We start from the raw sequence: 17,695 nt of genomic DNA, 5'->3' as shown, positions 1-17,695 counted from the left end.
GTGAGCGTAGTCAACAACGCTGCAACTTGAAGTATGACGAGTATAAACTCTTTAGCGTTGGACGTTTTATGTCTTGTCGGGTGATTAGCCAGATACTAATTTATTGAGCACATTTAGGGTTGCGGTGTTGCCGCCCCCTGAATTGCTTTCAGGTGGCGTCAACACCGCTTCCTCTAGTAAAGAGTGACTCCGAAAGCTTCAATGCTTTCGGAGCTGTTATAGGTAATATTATGCAGATAATTAATCAATTAGCTAAAAGCCTAAATCTCAGTGAGTTAGATGTAGAGCTTTATCTGCAAAATGCACCTAGCAAATACAAAGTTTATAAAATTCGTAAGCGTACAACAGGCTTTCGCCTCATTGCTCAGCCAACAAAAAAGAAAAAACCAAAACTCACTTCAATTCCGCAAGTTTTGGCTTATTCACGTAATTTAGGCGTTTAACTTACAAGAACGCAAAGAACACCATTCCGACAATGGCACCCGTCGTTCCTAAGATAGTTTCCATCACTGTCCATGTTTTTAAGGTTTGTGCTTCTGTTGCACCCGTAAATTTACCGAATAGCCAGAAACCTGAGTCGTTCACATGACTTAAAATCAAAGAACCACCGGAAATACAAGTCGCCAATGCGGCTAGCTGTGCGCCTGAGTATCCTAATTCACCAATGACTGGTAGTACTAAACCCACGGTTGTTAAACATGCAACGGTTGCAGAACCTTGGATAACACGTACTGCACCAGCTAGTACAAAACACGCCACTGCGATAGGCAGACCCGCGCCAATCAATGAATCGCCAAGTGCTGGGCCAACTCCTGAATCCACTAAGATCTGTTTGAACACCCCACCAGCCCCAGTCACTAATAAAATAATACCAGCAGGTTGGATAGCTGCGGAGCACACTTCCATTACTTTTTCTTTATTCATGCCATAGCGAAAACCTAGGCCATAAATTGCCAGCAGACAAGCCAATAACAGTGCAGTGAATGGATGGCCGATAAATTCGAGCCAATGCTCAAGGTTCGAGTTCGGTTCAACAAAATGTGTACCTATTGTTTTTAGACCAACTAAAACCAGAGGGAATAAAACAAGGCTCAAGCTAAAACCAAAACTAGGCATTTTGCCATGATCCATTTTTGGTGCTTGATAATCCGCAGGGATATCAATTGTCACGTGCTTACTGATAAAACTACCAAATAGTGGACCTGCTAATAACATACCAGGAATAGCGGCACACAGACCGATCAGGATCATCCAGCCATAGTCAGCCCCCATCTGTGAAGCGACTAGCATTGGTGTTGGCCCCGGTAATAAAAACGCTGCCGCAGCTGCAACCCCTGCGAATAAAGGTATAGCCATGCGTACAACGTTATGACCGGTACGATTTGCGACAGCGAATACCACGCCGATTAGTAGCACGATGGCGACATCAAAGAACAGTGGTAAAGCACAAATTAAACCTGCGATACCCACTGCGTAATGAGCTCGCTTTTCACCAAATAGATTCAATAACTTAGTCGCGACTTGATCAAGTGCTCCAGTTTCATGAAGGATCTTACCGAACATCGCGCCAAGTGCGACAACAATTGCCAAGAACCCTAGAGTGCCGGCCATCCCTTTTTGCATGGTGGCGGTGATCTCTTGTACTGGCATACCTGAAAAGAGCCCTGCACCGATAGAAACGATCATCAGAGCCACAAATGCATGCAAACGTGCATACATGACGAGGAACAGCAGTAGTACAACGGAGCCGACTGCCGTCAGCACCAATGTTAAAGTACTTAATGTTTCAACAGGGGTGTTCATGGATTGCCTCCAGATACAATTTGATGAATAGCCGTACGCGTATTTTTTATAACCTCATCAAGTGATGGGCGAATATCGACAATATGAACATCCTGTTCTTCTAATGTAGGCTCTTGCAATGCCTGAAATTGGGATACCAACATTTCAGGTTTAAAGAAATGACCTTTACGTGCTTTGAGGCGGTTTTCAATGAGTTCAGCATCTCCTTTCAGATAGATAAAATAGAGGTTCTTATTTCCTTCTCTCAATCTATCGCGATAGCTTTTTTTCAATGCGGAACAAACAACTAATGAAATTGCATTAGTGCGTTGCATGGCAAAAATAGCGTCATTTAGTGCGGCAAGCCAAGGTTGGCGATCTTCATCATTCAAAGCATGACCTGAAGCCATTTTTTGAATATTTGCGCGAGGATGTAAAAAATCACCGTCTAAAAAAGCCGCATTCGTTTGTTGCGCGACACCGTTTGCAACAGCTGATTTACCGCTACCCGATACCCCCATAAGGACAAACGTATAATTTTGTGTTTGGGTATCACTCATTGGAAACTCCTCAGGTGTTAAATAGAAACTAGTGCTAATTTAGTTTACTGATAGTAGGCATTCGATTGTTACCGGTAACAGTTACCAGTAACATTATCAGCAGTGCTGCTATTTTTATCAATTATCTTTGTGGGGAAATAAATAGATTTGTGATGGCTATCGCACTAATTCAGTGCATCACTGATACTCGTCATACTTCCAGTTACAGCGCTTCACATTGAAGGAATGGTGACTACACTCACTTGCATCAGTCACATACATATTTATGCATGCGCCTGACGACTTATTTGCTTGTTCCCTAGCTGCACCTCGAATTATTTAGTGTTTTTTATTTCAAATGCTTTCACCAGGTAGTAACTCAAAACCAACATCAAATAGCGTTTGTGGTAGTTTTTTACCATTAATACGTCCAAGAAGAACTTCGGCAGCTTTACGCCCCATGCTATCTCTTGGTGTTAAGATACTGGCTAGTTTTGGTGTCATGACTTGCCCAACATCATGTCCGTGGAAACCCGCAATGGCTAAATCGTCGGGGATCTTAATACCAAGACGCTGGCACTCAAAGATTGCCCCTATCGCTAGGTCATCATTCGTACAAAATAGCCCATCTGTTTCAGGGTATTTTTGTTTACACTCATGCAGTAATTGGGCGCCTAATGAATATGAGGAGCTGACTTGCGTCATCACATTGCGTGGCTCAAGCCCCGCATCTCGCATCGCCTGCTCGTAGCCTTGTAGGCGAATAATTGTTCTTTCGTCATGCCGAGCACCTAGGTACACCACATGTTGGCAACCGCGATCTAACATCGCTGCCGTCATTTGCCGTGAAGCTTCAAAATTATCAATACCGACCGCAGTATCTAAACAAGGCGATACACTATCCATAATTTCAACGACAGGGATCCCCGCCGTTTTTAACATACGTAAAGTACGCTCGGTATGAGTTCGTTCAGCTAAGATCACGCCATCGATATTATAAGAAAGCAAAAAAGTGAGTCGCTCTTCCTCTTTTTCGGGCAAGTAACCATAGTGAGCCAACATAGTTTGATAACCATGACGGTCCGCTATCGCTTCAATGCCTCGGATCACTTCAGCAAATACTTGGTTAGTTAATGAAGGTAATAAAACCCCAATTGCATGGCTGGTTGCGTTCGATAACAAATCAGGCGCTTTATTTGGAATATATCCTAGCTCCTCAACAGCTTGTGCAATTTTGCCACGTAGCACTTCAGAAACCTGCTCAGGGTTTCTTAAAAAACGACTAACGGTCATTTTAGTGACACCGATGCGATCGGCAATATCCTGTAATGAGGGTCTTTTTTTCTTCATATGTCCAATATAATAAGTGTTACCTAAGTTCGAATGACGATAACTCATCCTGCTTCAAACTGCGGCTAAAATGATGGCATCGTGACTATACTACTACTCATCGCATAGTTTTCTATGCTCCCAGTGACTCATTCACTCATTACCTAGCCGCACCTTGGATTATTTAGAGTGTATGTTCAGCGATCTTTTTATAGATAGCAATGTTTGTTACTGATTTACATCACAGAATAGTCGAGTTTTCCCATAATTGTCTTTTTTGTAGTTGACTCTACAGCATGACTCCGCTAATTTTCGCGCTATATACAAATAAATATAACGAGTCATTATTTAGCGCTATGGGAATCAATCGCCGACACTTTATCAAATCCTGTGCCGCATTAGCTGCATTTTATTATTTCCCTGCTTGTGGGCGAACTCCTAGTACGGTCGAACAAGCCTTGTTTGGTCAATTGCCAAAACCGAGCCAAATTCAACGTGTCATTAGCTCAGGCGCACCATCTGATCTCCTTCTATTCGCTTTAGCACCAGAAAAAATGGTAGGGTTCTCCTCTATTAATTTACAAAAAAATCATAGCGATTTATTTGCTAAACCATGGAGAGAATTACCGATATATGGACGTTTAGCGGGACGTGGTAGTACGCTTTCTCTGGAAAAACTACTCGACTATAACCCTCAACTGATCCTTGATACAGGCAATATTGATGATACATATCGTTCCCAAGCTGAAAAAGTAGCGCAACAAACGGGAATTGCCTATCTGCTGATTGCGGGGGGACTAGAAGACTCCCCTCAGCAGCTACGCCAATTAGGCCAACTCTTGAATGTCCAACAATCAGCGCAACAACTTAGTGACCTTGCCGAACAATACCTCAAAAGTGCCAAACAGTTTGCGCAAAAAAATCAGACCAATACATTAAGTTTTTATTTAGCGAGAGGGGCTAAAGGGCTCCAAACGGGCACTAAAGGTTCAATTCACACCGAAGCGATAGAAATTTTAGGTTTACGCAATGTGGCCGATATGCCTAACTTTAAAGGATTGACCGAAGTTTCTATGGAGCAACTGTACGAATGGAACCCTGATATTATCATTACCCAATATGAAGAAGCTGTTCAATTTATCCACAGCTCACCATTATGGAAAGGGCTCAATGCTATTTCATCTAACCGTTTGTTCACCTTTAGTGGCATGCCATTTGGTTGGTTAGATGGACCTCCAAGTGTGAATCGTTTATTAGGTATGCGCCGTCTACAAAGCCATTTTGATCAACAGCTAGCGCTAAGCATACATGATGATATTAAACAATTTTTCGCACTGTTTTATCACTCGTCACTCACAGATGAGCAAATTGATAAATTAATGAGATCATCATGAGTCGTCTTGCCAAACAGTCTCTTTTAGCGGCCATTTTTATTATTTGTTTTATCGCTGCATTGATAAATGGTAAGTACTCACTTACTCTAAATCAACTATTGAGTTTGCTCTTCTCAGAATTAGGTTTTCAAATCGCGATTGAAGATCCACGTCATCACACTGTGTTTTGGCAAATTCGTTTTCCTCGAACATTAGCAGCAATTATGATTGGGGGCGGCCTAGCGATTGCTGGCGCTGCCTATCAAGGCATGTTCCGTAACCCATTAGTGTCTCCAGATATCTTAGGGGTTTCAGCTGGTGCTGGGGTTGGTGCTGTGATTGGAATATTCCTTGGACAATCAATGATTTATATCCAATTAGCCGCTTTTATTGGTGGGTTATTGACTGTCACACTCGTTTGTCTAATTGCTCGAATGGCACGCCAGCACGACCCCATTTTGTCCCTCGTTTTAGTTGGGGTGGCTATTAGCGCCTTATGTGGCTCTGCGATATCTTTAATGAAAATTTTAGCCGATCCTTATACCCAACTACCTTCTATTACCTTTTGGCTGCTTGGTGGTCTTTCATCTATTACTCAAAGCGATCTATTATCCGCATTACCTATTATGTTAATAGGCATTATTCCGTTGCTATTGTTACGCTGGCGTATGAATTTACTGAGTTTATCTGATGAAGAAGCTAAAAGTCTCGGGATCAATGTCAGCTTAATTCGTGGTATTTTTATTGTTTCAGCAACCTTAATTACCGCTAGTGCCGTTTCTATTGCAGGTATTATTGGCTGGATAGGACTCATAGTCCCACACATAACCCGAATGATAGTAGGCGCTAACTTTCGCTATCAGCTCCCTGTATCAATGATGATTGGTGCAATTATGTTGCTGATCACTGATACATTGGCACGTAGTATCGCCTCAATTGAACTGCCGCTCGGTATACTAACCTCGGCTGTCGGTGCGCCTTTCTTTTTAGCAATCCTGTTGCAGGCAAGGAGAGTTAAATGAGCCTGATGACATTAGAAAATGTTGCTATTGGCTATCATCATCATGCCATTGTGACGAACATTAATTTGTCACTTTTGACAGGGAAAATCACTTGTTTATTAGGCGCTAATGGCTGCGGTAAAACGACACTAATTAAAAGCTTACTCGGCCTAATTCCCATTATAAAGGGTGATATTTATCTCGCTCAAAAATCATTAAAGTCTTATAAGCAGCAAGATATAGCGAAAGTGATTGCTTACGTACCTCAAGCACATGATACGCCATTTAATTTCACTGCTATTGATATGGTCATGATGGGGTTCACCACGCAACTATCAATCTTTTCAATTCCGAGTCATAAAGAAAGAGCATTGGCTCTTTATCAGCTTCAGAAATTGGGCATTGAGCATCTTGAATTGCGTTTATATAGCACGCTAAGTGGCGGCGAAAAACAGCTGGTTTTGATCGCACGCGCCTTAGTACAAAATCCACAGCTGCTGATCATGGATGAACCGGCTGCTAGCCTTGATTTTGGGAACCAAATCCGCTTATTACAACAAGTAGAACAACTTAAGCAGCATGGAATTACTATTTTAATGTCAACCCATCACCCACAGCATGCCGCTGCTGTTGCAGATAATGTGATCCTACTTAATAAACAGCTTGGTGTTTCCCAAGGCACAGTAAAAGATATGTTAACGCTTACTAACTTAGCAGATCTCTATTCAATTGATGAACAGAGCATCGCATCTCATTTTCAATTTCCCTCTCATTTTACTTGTTAAGGCCAAGGTTATGCTTATTGATCAATTAGATTTTGCAAAAATGTATCAACAACATATGCAGCAAGCACAGCGCTCACGCAAAGAGCCAGAACATTGGGATAAAAAAGCACAACAAATGGCAAAAACTTGTGCTAACCCTCAAGATCCCTATTTAGTCCGTTTTCGTGAATTGATTAATGATACTGATGCCGAAACTTTGCTAGATGTTGGTTGTGGTCCGGGCTCCATTTGCTTAAATTTAGCGGATAAATTCACATCAGTGATAGGAATTGACTATAGTCGGGGCATGTTAGAGGCCGCTCAACAACGTGCTCAAGCACTTAATATTCACCATGCCCAGTTCGAGCAACTCGCGTGGGAAGACAGCTGGGCACATTTACCTAAAGTTGATATCGCTGTTGCATCACGTTCAACACTCGTCGATGATCTTAAACAAGCCCTGCTGAAACTCAACCACCAAGCAAAACTGCGTGTTTACACCACACACACCGTTAATCCCACTTTTATTGATGAAGAGATCATCCGATTTATTGGCCGTGAAGTGGTACGTTTACCAACCTATATTTATGCGGTGAATATTTTACATCAAATGGGCATTCATGCTCGTGTGGAGTTTATCGATAGCCCTGATAAAGGCGGCTTTGATAGCTTTGAAGCCTTTAAAGAAAGCGTTAATTGGTCATTGAAAAACTTAACCGCCGAAGAGACTGAAAAACTATACCAATACTACCAACAAAGAGTCAGTGCAGGTAAACCAATCGCCTATCCTTCTCGCAATTGGGCAATGGTATCATGGGATGTTGTGCCACAAGAGGATCTCACGCCATGATTTATCTCCCTGATAGCTTAATTGATCAATTACTACTTGATGATATTCAATATGGTGACCTCACAACACGCTCATTGGGGTTACATCATCAACCCGCTACCATGACATTTACCTCTAGACAAGGCGGATGTATTAGTGGTCTGGAAATCGCATCACGTATGCTTAATAAATTAGGTATTGAACATCAATGCAATTATCGAGATGGTGAAATCGTAGAGGCAGAAAGTTGCTTGATTATTGCTTCAGGTACCGTTGAAACACTTCATCAAGGCTGGAAGGCCGTACAAAATGTCTTAGAATGGTGTTGTGGTGTTAGCCATTACACCCACCAAATGGTGACTATCCTTAAGCAATATCAACCTGATGCCCAGCTGGCCTGTACGCGCAAAACGATCCCCGGTACAAAAACACTCGCATTAACAGCTATCGTTGCTGGTGGAGCGATTATTCATCGAGCAGGTAGTGCAGAAAGTATTTTGTTATTTACTAATCACCGCCAATGCCTTGCTGCGCCAGATGATTGGTATTCGCACATTAATACATTGAGAGCGGCCGCCCCCGAAAAACAGATCATTGTTGAAGCTGACAATTATGAACAAGCCACCCTTGCTATTGAAGCAGGTGCCGATATTGTACAACTGGATAAATTCAGCCCATCATTGATCCGCCAGTTGCAACAGAACCTCCTTAAACAAAAACGTAGCTGCCGTTTATCAGCGGCTGGCGGGATCAATCTACAAACTATCAATGAATATGCGCAAACGGGTATTGCTTTGTTTATAACATCAGCGCCTTATTACGCACCACCTAGAGATATTAAAGTAAAAATTTCCACCTCATAACCCAAGTAACAACCTAACTTAAGCGAAACTACAACCAATTTGGCTGGGGGTTTTCACTTAATTAAATAAACGCTAACTATCGTTATATAAAAAATAATATATCGAATTATATAAACTGGAATTTCATAATGAAAATAAAACAAATTACCTATCTGGTTGGGATGGCTTTATTTACAACACATAGCTTCGCGGAAACGACAGAAGAGAAAATCAATCGTGATGTTATGACAGTTTGGAGCACGCCACTTGCTGCTGATGAACATGTCATTACCCAATCACAAATGCAGCAATTAAATCGAACCAATGTTGCTCAAGCTCTGAGTACCATGCCTGGCGTTGTGATCCAAAAATCAGGCAACCGTAACGAAACGCAAGTTAACGTACGTGGTTTCGATAGCCGTCAGGTTCCGGTCTTCTTTGATGGGATCCCAACCTATGTCCCTTATGATGGCACATTAGATTTAGGTCGTTTTATGACCAGTGAATTATCCAGCGTCGAGCTATCAACAGGTTATACCTCTTTACTACAAGGACCAAACCTGATGGGAGGCGCTATCAACTTAACCACTGCAACCCCAAAAAAACCGTTAGAAGCTAATATTAACCTGAATCAAGGCTTTGCTCGTGGTGCAGATAATGCACATAATATCAGTGCTCGTTTGGGTGCTCGCAATGATCTTGGTTTTATTCAAATCAGTGGAAGCCAATATAAACAACGCTTTATGGGCCTACCCGCATCAGAAGACGATAATCCACTCGCTGGCACCCATGGCCGTCGCACTAATTCTGCAACAGATGATAAACGTCTTATGCTTAAAATGGGTTGGACCCCCAGAGAAACTGATGAGTATGTCGTCACGTACTTAAAACAAGATGGCGATAAAAATAGCGCACCAAATGCCGACAGCCCAAAACAACAGATTTGGCAATGGCCTGAATATGATAAAGAAAGCGTTTACTTTAATGGCAATACTCAACTTACGAACGATATTGCATTACAAAGCCGCCTTTATCACGATAAATTCACTAATACCCTTCACCAATACAAATCCGTCAAAGATTATAAAAATGGGGTATATAACTACAGCCATTATGACGACTACAGTAATGGTGCTGATATGCGTATTGATTTTACACTTCGTGAACTCGATATGCTGTCCTTTGCTGCGCATTGGAAAGAGGATATTCACCGTGCTCGTAGCAATAAAGAAGTGCCCTATGATCGCTACAAAGATCAAACATGGTCAGTTGCGACTGAATACCAATGGGTTGCAACTGACAAGCTAGATATTATCGGTGGAATTGGTTTTGATTGGCGCAGTAGTGATGATGGCAAACGCTACCTGTACAATAAAAAAAACGTTGTTACTGGTATCGAAACCTATGATGACAATCGCCAACGTGCATTTAACTGGGAATTGATGGCGCGCTACCATTTAGACAATAATGATACTGTACAGTTTTCTATTTCAGATAGAAGCCGTTTCCCGACACAAAAAGAGCGCTACACCAAAAACAAGATGAAAAATAAAGATAGCTTTGTGATCAACCCCCATCTTGACGCCGAACGCGCACTTACCTATGACTTAACCTATAAAGGCTATATCACCCCTAATTGGTCCTACAATGCAAGCGCTTACTATAATCATGTTTCTGACGCGATTATGGCTCATTATATGTACTATGATCCCACAGAAGATTCAGATGTTTATCAAAATAGAAATAGTGGCAAAGTGAATTACGCGGGTATTGATCTAGGCAGTAATGGACAAATCTCCGATTGGATGTCCATTGGTCTAAATTATAGTTATATTCATGCAGATCCAAAGCATTATAGCGTAAAACATATTGCTGAATTACCGTCACACAAGGCATTTGTCTGGGTCAAATTCACTCCTTATGAGCCTCTCAGTTTCACAATAACAGAGGAAGCAAGAAGTTGGGCTTTTAATTATATTGATAATAATGACAAAGTACGTGGTTTTGCTAAAACAGATATTCGTATTGATTATGATCTAGGTCAAGGTATCTCCGTAAATACATCTATAAATAATTTGTTCGATAAATCATATCAATATACAAAAGGTTATATAGAAGAGGGCCGTAATTATTGGTTGGGTATTGAATATAATTATTAATATGACTTAGGTAAGGTAAGGAGTTTTTCCTCCTTACCTAATTAGAAATCATTTTAATTTTCTATCTTAAATTAAAATTATTAAATAACATCCAAATATATAGGTATTAACACTTAAGACCATTCTTAATAAATAGCCAAATATAATACAACAATGATACCCAAACCTATATTTTAGATATATATATTTTTTTACACATGAAATAATTCTTTATTAAGAATAAAAATCCACCCAACAGCAAAAAAAACTCTATAACTCCATTACACCTCTCAGATCAATATATTTGAACTCAGGATTCAAAAAAGCTCATAGCTCAATACTTAAAGTTAATTGCATCCCTATTTAAACTATATGCATTACAAATATTTATAAAAAAACATATAAATTAACAATTTTTCCATTAAAACGTTTTTTTCCTTTTATTATAAAAATCAAATTTTTCTAGAGTTAAAATTAGAGAGAGCAAGCTACATTTATGACAAAGATCAAAAACTATCTCATTAATAATAAATTTATTTTTGAGACTGAAAAGTGTCTCATTTTTTTAAATAATGAGACAGATCAATTTATTGAGCTTTCAAAGCCTGCATCCCGCTTATTGAATGAAATAATTATTCTAAATCAAGAGTCCCAAATAGCGACCAGAGATGATTTACTTACCAATGTTTGGGAAAAACATGGATTAGTAGGCTCAAACAATAACTTAAACACCTATGTTAGTGAAATAAGAAAAAATTTGAACTTATTGGTATTGATCCAAAATCTATTGTTACAGTACCTAAAAGAGGTTTTCGCTTTGACTGTAAAACAGTAGAAATAATCACCCAAGAAAATAGTGTATCTAGCTTACCAGAAGAGGAATTTATACATTATGGTGACAAACCCAAATCAACCAATATTGTTCATCACGATGAGAACAGTATTGATCCTAATAAAACACATGATAATCAAAGCATAATAAACAAAAATGCTGAAATTCATGAATTCTTAACTGTTGCCCAAGAAAATAAGAATGAAACCGCATTAACTCAACCAGTAAAAAAACAAGAAAACATTAGAAATAATTATGTTTTATTCATTTTAATTGCAATTATTACTGTTTCATTAACGTTAACTTTTCATTTTATAAAAGATTCTGATGCCAGTATGCAAATGAATGGCTACATTGCAGTGAACCAAAGAGCTCAATGTATTATTCAGATCCCCATTCATTTAGCTGAAAATTCATCTAAAGATCATCTCGATTTTATCAATAGAAAACTTGATAAATATAATGTTGATTGTAATCAGCCGAAACGCATCATTTTACTTTCAGAACCCAACAATATGCAGCCTGCTGATAAAAACCTTTCTATCAGTATTTGTAAAGAAAAAAATACTCAATATGACTGTGTCTCGATCAATGATCAGAGAATTTAAATGAAAAAGTATATTTTATTATCTTTGCTTGCTGTATTTTCAGCCTTATTTACGGCAGTTTTTCTTCATCAAAAAAGCCATAATATTAATATGTGTCATTCAGAACTTTTATGGATAAAAGATAACGGAACAGATGAAGGCTTGATACTAAAATCAAAAACCAATATTCTCATTGACAATGATAATACTGGTAGAATAAAGATGTATGGCTATATAAAACAAAACAATGTATTTTATCGCTTAGATAGAGCTATATACTTTAACTTTCAATCAATTGATAAAAATCATCATTATTCCATACATATTAGCCAACTATCTATAACAAACTCAGATAATGTGCCAAAAGAGTTATTTGCCAACTTTATTCAGTTAGAAGAAGAAAAGATAAACTACTACGTTAGCATTACTAAAATGGATGATGATATTTATATTCTAACAGATGAAGCTTACTCATCTTTTACTTGTTACGTAGAAAAGTAAAAAATCAAAATACTAGCAACATGAAAAAATAATAAGCACACTATTTTAGTGTAACCATAGCAAGGATAATTCATTTACTAAATATACTAGGAATAACTGTTTCATTAGTCACTAAAGTTGACTTAGTATAAATGGGAACGTTAATATTAACTTTTATACTCTAAATAATTCGAGGTGCAGCTAGGCGACAAGTGAACGAATCGCCAGGAGCATAGAGCACTATGTGACGGGCGTGAGTGAACGTAGTCAACAACGCTGAAACTTAAAGTATGACGAGTATATATTGTATAATCCTTATTGATACAAAATTAATATCCAACCTAATATCAAACATAAATGAATATAGTTATCGCTCATATTTTATATAATTTGGCTGATATCGCTTTATGACAAACGACCGAACAGAATTCATGTTGCTTACTATTTGATTCATCCACTGTTAATGGAGTATGCCCTGATGCTCAATGAGTTTGGCTTAATAAGGCACCTTTTCCCCAAATTGAGTTATACCATCTCTAAATCAAATTATTGAGTGGCAAGCAACAGAACTAAAACTTGTTGGTAACTTTCATTAAAAATGCGAGGATTACCTAGATATTTCTAAATTATGGTAGACTACCCTCAACAGCAATAACAGTTTTGAGTAGGGCTCTCGACCATGAAAAAAATGAATGAAGAAAAGTTGCTCGCAATGGCTGCGCGGTTATGTGGAGCTCGAGGTGTTAGGCTCACATCGCAGCGAGAAACTGTTTTACGTTTGATAGCTAAACAACACGGAGCCATCAGTGCATACGATTTACTTGACCTGCTCCGTGAAGTAGAACCACAAGCTAAACCCCCTACTGTCTATCGTGCTTTAGAGTTTTTGATGGAACAAAGCTTTATTCATAAAATAGAATCCACTAATAGCTATGTTATTTGCCATCATTTTGATAACCCGAGTCATATATCAGTAATGTTAATCTGTGATCATTGCGGCAGTGTCGCCGAAAGTGATTGTGGGGTAATTGAAGCTGCCATTTTAGAATTAGCCAAACAAAATCAATTTCAGCTACGTCATACTGTGGTAGAAAATCATGGGGTATGCCAAGCTTGCAGCGAAATCGTGAATTGCCGAGATCATCAACATTGCGATCATGATCATCAACAGCCCTCAGTAAAAACAAAGAAAAAAACTTAAAAAAAGAGCTATTGATAGGCTGATAGGCTGATAGGCTGATAGGCTGATAGGCTGATAGGCTGATAGGCTGATAGGCTGATAGGCTGATAGGCTGATAGGCTGATAGGCTGATAGGCTATATTAAACCATCCGTTTTCCTACCCATCACGCTTTAAATTGAAAAATAAACACTTATATCGCGGGCAGATCCCCAAAAACATTAATGGGTACAATCTGCCAGCAACATTTTAATCATCTTTACGATGCAATCTTAGCACCATTCACCATTACGGATCACCCCCACAGCTAACCCCTCAATCGTGAAGTTTTGCTGGCGTAGATCGACAATAATAGGTGCAAACTCAGCGTTCTCCGCGATTAATTCGACACGATTACCTTGTTGTTTAAAACGCTTTACCGTTACTTCATCTTCAATTCGTGCGACCACAACTTGCCCATTATGGACATTTTGGGTTTTATGAACAGCTAACAGATCACCATCCATAATACCAATATCTTTCATCGACATACCATTCACACGCAGTAAAAAATCCGCATGTGGTTTAAAAAGTGCTGGATCAACTTGATAGTGGCTCTCTATATGCTCTTGAGCTAATAATGGTTCACCCGCAGCTACACGGCCAATCAGAGGAAGCCCTTGAGTATCATTCTCTTCTTCAAGCAGTAAACGAATACCGCGAGAAGCACCAGAAACAATCTCAATAACCCCTTTACGCGCTAACGCCTTAAGATGCTCTTCTGCCGCATTAGGCGAACGAAAACCAAGGCTTGCTGCTATTTCAGCGCGTGTAGGTGGCATACCCGTCTGAGAAATGTGATCGCGCACCAGATCATAAACCTGCTGTTGTCTAGCCGTCAGTGCTTTCATCTCGTTCCCCTGTTTGTTTATACAGTCAGACTGTGAGTATATACAGGTAAATGAAGATTTGAAACACTTAAATCACGGAAGTGCCACATTTATCGAGACTAACCGACACTTTAAGACTAACCAGCAAAATAACGCTGCCACAATACTGTAGCCCAGATAACTAGCGCCAATCCAATTGTGATAAATACCGCCGCCGAACCGATATCTTTTGCTCGTCCCGATAATTCATGGTATTCACTACCAACACGGTCGACAACCGCTTCAATTGCACTATTAACTAACTCTACAATAGCTACCAGCACAACAGAACTAATCAGTAATAGCCGATCGACATAACTGACGTCCAAATATAAAGCAATAATTACCGCAAAGATCGCAGCTACCGCCTCTTGGCGAAATGCCGCTTCATGCACCCATGCCGCTTTTAATCCCTTAAGAGAATACCCCGCAGCCTTAATTACACGGGTGAATCCCTTAGTTTGGTTTGCCATATTTATTCCTCAAACTTACAAACGTTCATCATTTTTTGCGGTCAAAGTTAACTGTCAGTAACAGATTTACCCGTTGATTTCTGGTATGCTTACAAAGCATTGTTAACAAGAGGCTATAATCATTTATGTCACTATGGCGTAAAATATATTACAACACGTTGAATTTACCACTTAAATTACTGGTAAAGAGTAAATTAATTCCAACGGACCCAATTTCAGAGCTTGAGCTGGACACGACTCGGCCCACATTATATGTGTTGCCTTACCATTCAAAATCTGACCTTTTAACATTACGTCACCAATGCTTATCTATCGGCTTGCCTGATCCTTTAGTCGATAATGACATCAACGGGACTAAATTACCTGCTTACGTCTTTATTGATGATGGCCCGCGGGTCTTTCGCTACTACTCCCCAGATCCGCGTAAAGAGTCGGTAAAAATATTTCATGCCTACCTAGACTTACATCGCAGTAATCCGAATCTCGACATTCAGCTATTGCCTGCGTCTGTCATGTTTGGTCGTGCTCCTGGGCGTGAACGTGAAGGGCATACTCCTGCACCGCCATTACGTTTGCTCAATGGTATTCAAAAATTCTTCGCCGTCATCTGGCTTGGGCGAGACAGCTTTGTGCGATTTTCACCGATTGTCTCGATGGGATTAATGGCACAAGAGCATGGTACAGATACCATTATCGCGAATAAATTGGCACGTGTTGCACGCATTCATTACTCACGCCAACGTCTTGCGGCTGTCGGCCCCAAACTTCCTGTACGCCAAGAGCTATTCAATAAATTATTGACCTCAAAAGCAATTGAAAAAGCGGTTGAAGACGAAGCTCGCAGCAAAAAAATACCATTGAAAAAAGCCCAGCAAAATGCTGTGAGTATGATGGAAGAAATAGCGGCTAACTTTTCTTATGAAGCTGTACGATTGACTGATCGAGTACTTGGTTGGACGTGGAACCGTTTATATCAAGGGATCAACGTTCAGCACGCAGAGCGCGTACGCCAATTAGCACAAGATGGCCATGAAATCGTTTATGTCCCTTCCCATCGTAGCCATATGGACTACCTACTGCTTTCATATGTTCTCTACCATCAAGGGCTGGTTCCACCGCATATTGCAGCGGGTATTAACTTAAATTTCTGGCCTGCTGGGCCAATTTTCCGCCGTCTTGGTGCGTTCTTTATTCGCCGAACGTTTAAAGGAAATAAGCTCTATTCAACTGTTTTTCGCGAATACCTGAGTGAATTGTTTGCACGTGGTTACTCGATTGAATATTTTGTCGAAGGTGGTCGCTCCCGTACTGGTCGTTTGCTTGAACCTAAAACAGGGACATTATCGATGACCTTGCAAGCCATGCTACGTGGAGACTCTCGTCCTATCACCATAGTGCCAATTTATATTGGCTATGAGCACGTTATGGAAGTGGGAACCTACGCCAAAGAGTTACGTGGCGCAGAAAAAGAAAAAGAAGGCTTTTTCTCAATGATCCGTGGCCTACGTAAATTACGTAACTTAGGTCAAGGCTATGTGAACTTTGGTCAACCGATATCGCTCACCCAATATTTAACTAAGCACGTGCCTCATTGGCGTGATTCCATTGACCCTATTGAGCCACAGCGTCCAAGTTGGTTAAACCCTGTTGTCAGTGGTTTGGCTGATAACATTATGGTCAATATCAATAATGCAGCAGCAGCAAATGCAATTAACCTTTGCTCAACCGCATTACTCGCTTCACGTCAACGTTCATTAACTCGTGAACAATTAATTGAGCAAGTTGAATGCTATCTACAACTATTGCGTAATGCGCCTTATACCGCAGATGCTACCACGCCAAATAAAACGGCTGAGCAACTGTTAGAGCACGCACTACAAATGGATAAATTCGAAGTTGAAAAAGACAGCATGGGGGATATCATTATTCTCCCTCGAGAAAATGCCGTTTTGATGACTTACTACCGTAACAATATCCATCACTTGCTGGTACTCCCCTCACTTATTGCCAGTATTCTGCTGCACAATGAACGTATCAGCCGACAAGAGATCCATTATCAGGTTGGGCAAATTTACCCATTCCTCAAAGCTGAGCTGTTTATGCGTTATAACAGTGAGTCGCTAACTGAAGTGGTTGACACTTTGATAGATGAACTAACCAGTCAAAAGTTAGTCTGTCTAAAAGAAGACGATATTGTGGTATTAAATCCACGCCGTATCCGCCCATTACAGCTATTAGCCGCCGGGGTTCGCGAAACCTTGCAGCGTTATGCCATCACATTATCTCTGCTCAATGCGAGTCCTGAAATTAGCCGTAATACATTAGAAAAAGAGAGCCGTATGTTAGCTCAGCGTCTTTCTGTATTGCATGGCATCAACGCGCCTGAGTTTTTTGATAAAGCCGTATTCTCAACACTAGTAGAAACATTACGCGAAGAAGGCTATATCGATAATGATGATAATGATATTTTCACGGCAAATGCGAAAAAACTGTACGCAGTGATTGCTCGCTTAATGTCACCAGAAATACGTCTAACTATCGAAAGCGTTAGCCAGCCAGAAGAGCGCGCTGCGGAAAAAGAGAGCGAGAAATCAAAACAAGACTAGCGATTTGGGTATAAAGAAATAAAACGGGGCATA

General features: G+C 40.1%; 17 protein-coding genes. 12 read left to right on the top strand and 5 right to left on the bottom strand.

The window, feature by feature from the left end; translation table 11 throughout:
• The first annotated feature begins 230 nt into the window (after positions 1-230).
• Positions 231-443, top strand: coding sequence for a hypothetical protein (locus tag JI723_RS02425; RefSeq protein ID WP_070925755.1), 213 nt, complete (start codon positions 231-233; stop codon positions 441-443).
• A gap of 1 nt (position 444) precedes the next feature.
• On the opposite strand, the gene gntU is transcribed toward JI723_RS02425, so the two are convergent.
• The 3 genes from gntU to gntR all read right to left on the bottom strand — a co-directional run bounded on the left by gntU (position 445) and on the right by gntR (position 3,671).
• Positions 445-1,803 carry a gluconate transporter gene (gene gntU / locus JI723_RS02420; protein ID WP_140178792.1) on the bottom strand — a complete coding sequence of 453 codons (1,359 nt, stop codon included), beginning with the start codon at positions 1,801-1,803 and terminating at the stop codon, positions 445-447.
• Positions 1,800-2,342 carry a gluconokinase gene (gene gntK / locus JI723_RS02415; protein ID WP_070925757.1) on the bottom strand — a complete coding sequence of 181 codons (543 nt, stop codon included), beginning with the start codon at positions 2,340-2,342 and terminating at the stop codon, positions 1,800-1,802. Before gntK ends, gntU begins: the two co-directional genes overlap by 4 nt.
• A 333-nt stretch (positions 2,343-2,675) precedes the next feature.
• Positions 2,676-3,671: a gluconate operon transcriptional repressor GntR gene (gene gntR, locus JI723_RS02410; RefSeq protein WP_070925824.1), complete on the bottom strand. Its 996-nt coding sequence runs from the start codon at positions 3,669-3,671 to the stop codon at positions 2,676-2,678.
• A 335-nt stretch (positions 3,672-4,006) separates the two neighbouring features.
• On the opposite strand from gntR, the gene JI723_RS02405 reads away from it, so the two are divergent.
• The 10 genes from JI723_RS02405 to zur all read left to right on the top strand — a co-directional run bounded on the left by JI723_RS02405 (position 4,007) and on the right by zur (position 13,697).
• Positions 4,007-5,044, top strand: coding sequence for an ABC transporter substrate-binding protein (locus tag JI723_RS02405; protein ID WP_272581166.1), 1,038 nt, complete (start codon positions 4,007-4,009; stop codon positions 5,042-5,044).
• Positions 5,041-6,045 (top strand): FecCD family ABC transporter permease, encoded by a 1,005-nt coding sequence (locus tag JI723_RS02400; protein ID WP_272581167.1) that lies wholly within the window; start codon positions 5,041-5,043, stop codon positions 6,043-6,045. The genes JI723_RS02405 and JI723_RS02400 overlap by 4 nt, the downstream gene beginning before the upstream one ends.
• Positions 6,042-6,809, top strand: coding sequence for an ABC transporter ATP-binding protein (locus JI723_RS02395; protein ID WP_272581168.1), 768 nt, complete (start codon positions 6,042-6,044; stop codon positions 6,807-6,809). Before JI723_RS02400 ends, JI723_RS02395 begins: the two co-directional genes overlap by 4 nt.
• A gap of 10 nt (positions 6,810-6,819) precedes the next feature.
• Positions 6,820-7,638, top strand: coding sequence for a class I SAM-dependent methyltransferase (locus JI723_RS02390; protein ID WP_272581169.1), 819 nt, complete (start codon positions 6,820-6,822; stop codon positions 7,636-7,638).
• The gene (gene modD, locus JI723_RS02385) at positions 7,635-8,480 is read left to right on the top strand and encodes a ModD protein (protein ID WP_272581170.1); all 846 of its coding nucleotides are present in this window, start codon (positions 7,635-7,637) and stop codon (positions 8,478-8,480) included. The genes JI723_RS02390 and modD overlap by 4 nt, the downstream gene beginning before the upstream one ends.
• Before the next feature lie 128 nt (positions 8,481-8,608).
• Positions 8,609-10,618, top strand: coding sequence for a TonB-dependent receptor plug domain-containing protein (locus JI723_RS02380; protein ID WP_272581171.1), 2,010 nt, complete (start codon positions 8,609-8,611; stop codon positions 10,616-10,618).
• A gap of 475 nt (positions 10,619-11,093) precedes the next feature.
• The gene (locus tag JI723_RS02375; protein ID WP_272581172.1) at positions 11,094-11,432 is read left to right on the top strand and encodes a winged helix-turn-helix domain-containing protein; all 339 of its coding nucleotides are present in this window, start codon (positions 11,094-11,096) and stop codon (positions 11,430-11,432) included.
• Between the two features lie 332 nt (positions 11,433-11,764).
• On the top strand, positions 11,765-12,037 hold the full coding sequence (locus JI723_RS02370) for a hypothetical protein (RefSeq protein ID WP_272581173.1): 273 nt from the start codon (positions 11,765-11,767) through the stop codon (positions 12,035-12,037).
• The gene (locus JI723_RS02365; RefSeq protein WP_272581174.1) at positions 12,038-12,517 is read left to right on the top strand and encodes a FidL-like protein; all 480 of its coding nucleotides are present in this window, start codon (positions 12,038-12,040) and stop codon (positions 12,515-12,517) included. It begins immediately after the preceding gene.
• Between the two features lie 658 nt (positions 12,518-13,175).
• Positions 13,176-13,697 carry a zinc uptake transcriptional repressor Zur gene (gene zur, locus JI723_RS02360; RefSeq protein ID WP_272581175.1) on the top strand — a complete coding sequence of 174 codons (522 nt, stop codon included), beginning with the start codon at positions 13,176-13,178 and terminating at the stop codon, positions 13,695-13,697.
• Between the two features lie 250 nt (positions 13,698-13,947).
• Here the strand turns inward: zur and lexA are convergent, their stop codons facing one another.
• Both lexA and JI723_RS02350 read right to left on the bottom strand, forming a co-directional pair.
• Positions 13,948-14,565 carry a transcriptional repressor LexA gene (gene lexA / locus JI723_RS02355; protein ID WP_070925773.1) on the bottom strand — a complete coding sequence of 206 codons (618 nt, stop codon included), beginning with the start codon at positions 14,563-14,565 and terminating at the stop codon, positions 13,948-13,950.
• A 116-nt stretch (positions 14,566-14,681) separates the two neighbouring features.
• Positions 14,682-15,056 carry a diacylglycerol kinase gene (locus JI723_RS02350; RefSeq protein ID WP_070925775.1) on the bottom strand — a complete coding sequence of 125 codons (375 nt, stop codon included), beginning with the start codon at positions 15,054-15,056 and terminating at the stop codon, positions 14,682-14,684.
• Positions 15,057-15,181: 125 nt separating this feature from the next.
• Here JI723_RS02350 and plsB point away from each other — a divergent pair, with 125 nt between their 5' ends.
• Complete coding sequence (plsB, locus tag JI723_RS02345) at positions 15,182-17,662, top strand: glycerol-3-phosphate 1-O-acyltransferase PlsB (RefSeq protein WP_272581176.1); 2,481 nt, start codon at positions 15,182-15,184, stop codon at positions 17,660-17,662.
• The last annotated feature ends 33 nt before the right edge of the window (positions 17,663-17,695 follow it).

This window comes from Providencia manganoxydans (assembly GCF_016618195.1).
In the GTDB taxonomy this organism is placed as follows: Bacteria; Pseudomonadota; Gammaproteobacteria; order Enterobacterales; family Enterobacteriaceae; genus Providencia; species Providencia manganoxydans.
The sequence above is the reverse complement of the archived record's forward strand: the minus strand, read 5'-3'. Positions and strand labels throughout refer to the sequence as shown.

Coding starts and splice junctions, on each gene's coding strand:
- plsB (WP_272581176.1), top strand. CDS start 15,182: ATGTCACTATGGCGTAAAATATATTACAACACGTTGAATTTACCACTT.
- zur (WP_272581175.1), top strand. CDS start 13,176: ATGAAAAAAATGAATGAAGAAAAGTTGCTCGCAATGGCTGCGCGGTTA.
- gntU (WP_140178792.1), bottom strand. CDS start 1,803: ATGAACACCCCTGTTGAAACATTAAGTACTTTAACATTGGTGCTGACG.
- modD (WP_272581170.1), top strand. CDS start 7,635: ATGATTTATCTCCCTGATAGCTTAATTGATCAATTACTACTTGATGAT.
- JI723_RS02350 (WP_070925775.1), bottom strand. CDS start 15,056: ATGGCAAACCAAACTAAGGGATTCACCCGTGTAATTAAGGCTGCGGGG.
- JI723_RS02380 (WP_272581171.1), top strand. CDS start 8,609: ATGAAAATAAAACAAATTACCTATCTGGTTGGGATGGCTTTATTTACA.
- JI723_RS02425 (WP_070925755.1), top strand. CDS start 231: ATGCAGATAATTAATCAATTAGCTAAAAGCCTAAATCTCAGTGAGTTA.
- JI723_RS02405 (WP_272581166.1), top strand. CDS start 4,007: ATGGGAATCAATCGCCGACACTTTATCAAATCCTGTGCCGCATTAGCT.
- JI723_RS02375 (WP_272581172.1), top strand. CDS start 11,094: ATGACAAAGATCAAAAACTATCTCATTAATAATAAATTTATTTTTGAG.
- JI723_RS02390 (WP_272581169.1), top strand. CDS start 6,820: ATGCTTATTGATCAATTAGATTTTGCAAAAATGTATCAACAACATATG.
- lexA (WP_070925773.1), bottom strand. CDS start 14,565: ATGAAAGCACTGACGGCTAGACAACAGCAGGTTTATGATCTGGTGCGC.
- JI723_RS02370 (WP_272581173.1), top strand. CDS start 11,765: ATGCAAATGAATGGCTACATTGCAGTGAACCAAAGAGCTCAATGTATT.
- gntK (WP_070925757.1), bottom strand. CDS start 2,342: ATGAGTGATACCCAAACACAAAATTATACGTTTGTCCTTATGGGGGTA.
- JI723_RS02395 (WP_272581168.1), top strand. CDS start 6,042: ATGAGCCTGATGACATTAGAAAATGTTGCTATTGGCTATCATCATCAT.
- JI723_RS02400 (WP_272581167.1), top strand. CDS start 5,041: ATGAGTCGTCTTGCCAAACAGTCTCTTTTAGCGGCCATTTTTATTATT.
- gntR (WP_070925824.1), bottom strand. CDS start 3,671: ATGAAGAAAAAAAGACCCTCATTACAGGATATTGCCGATCGCATCGGT.
- JI723_RS02365 (WP_272581174.1), top strand. CDS start 12,038: ATGAAAAAGTATATTTTATTATCTTTGCTTGCTGTATTTTCAGCCTTA.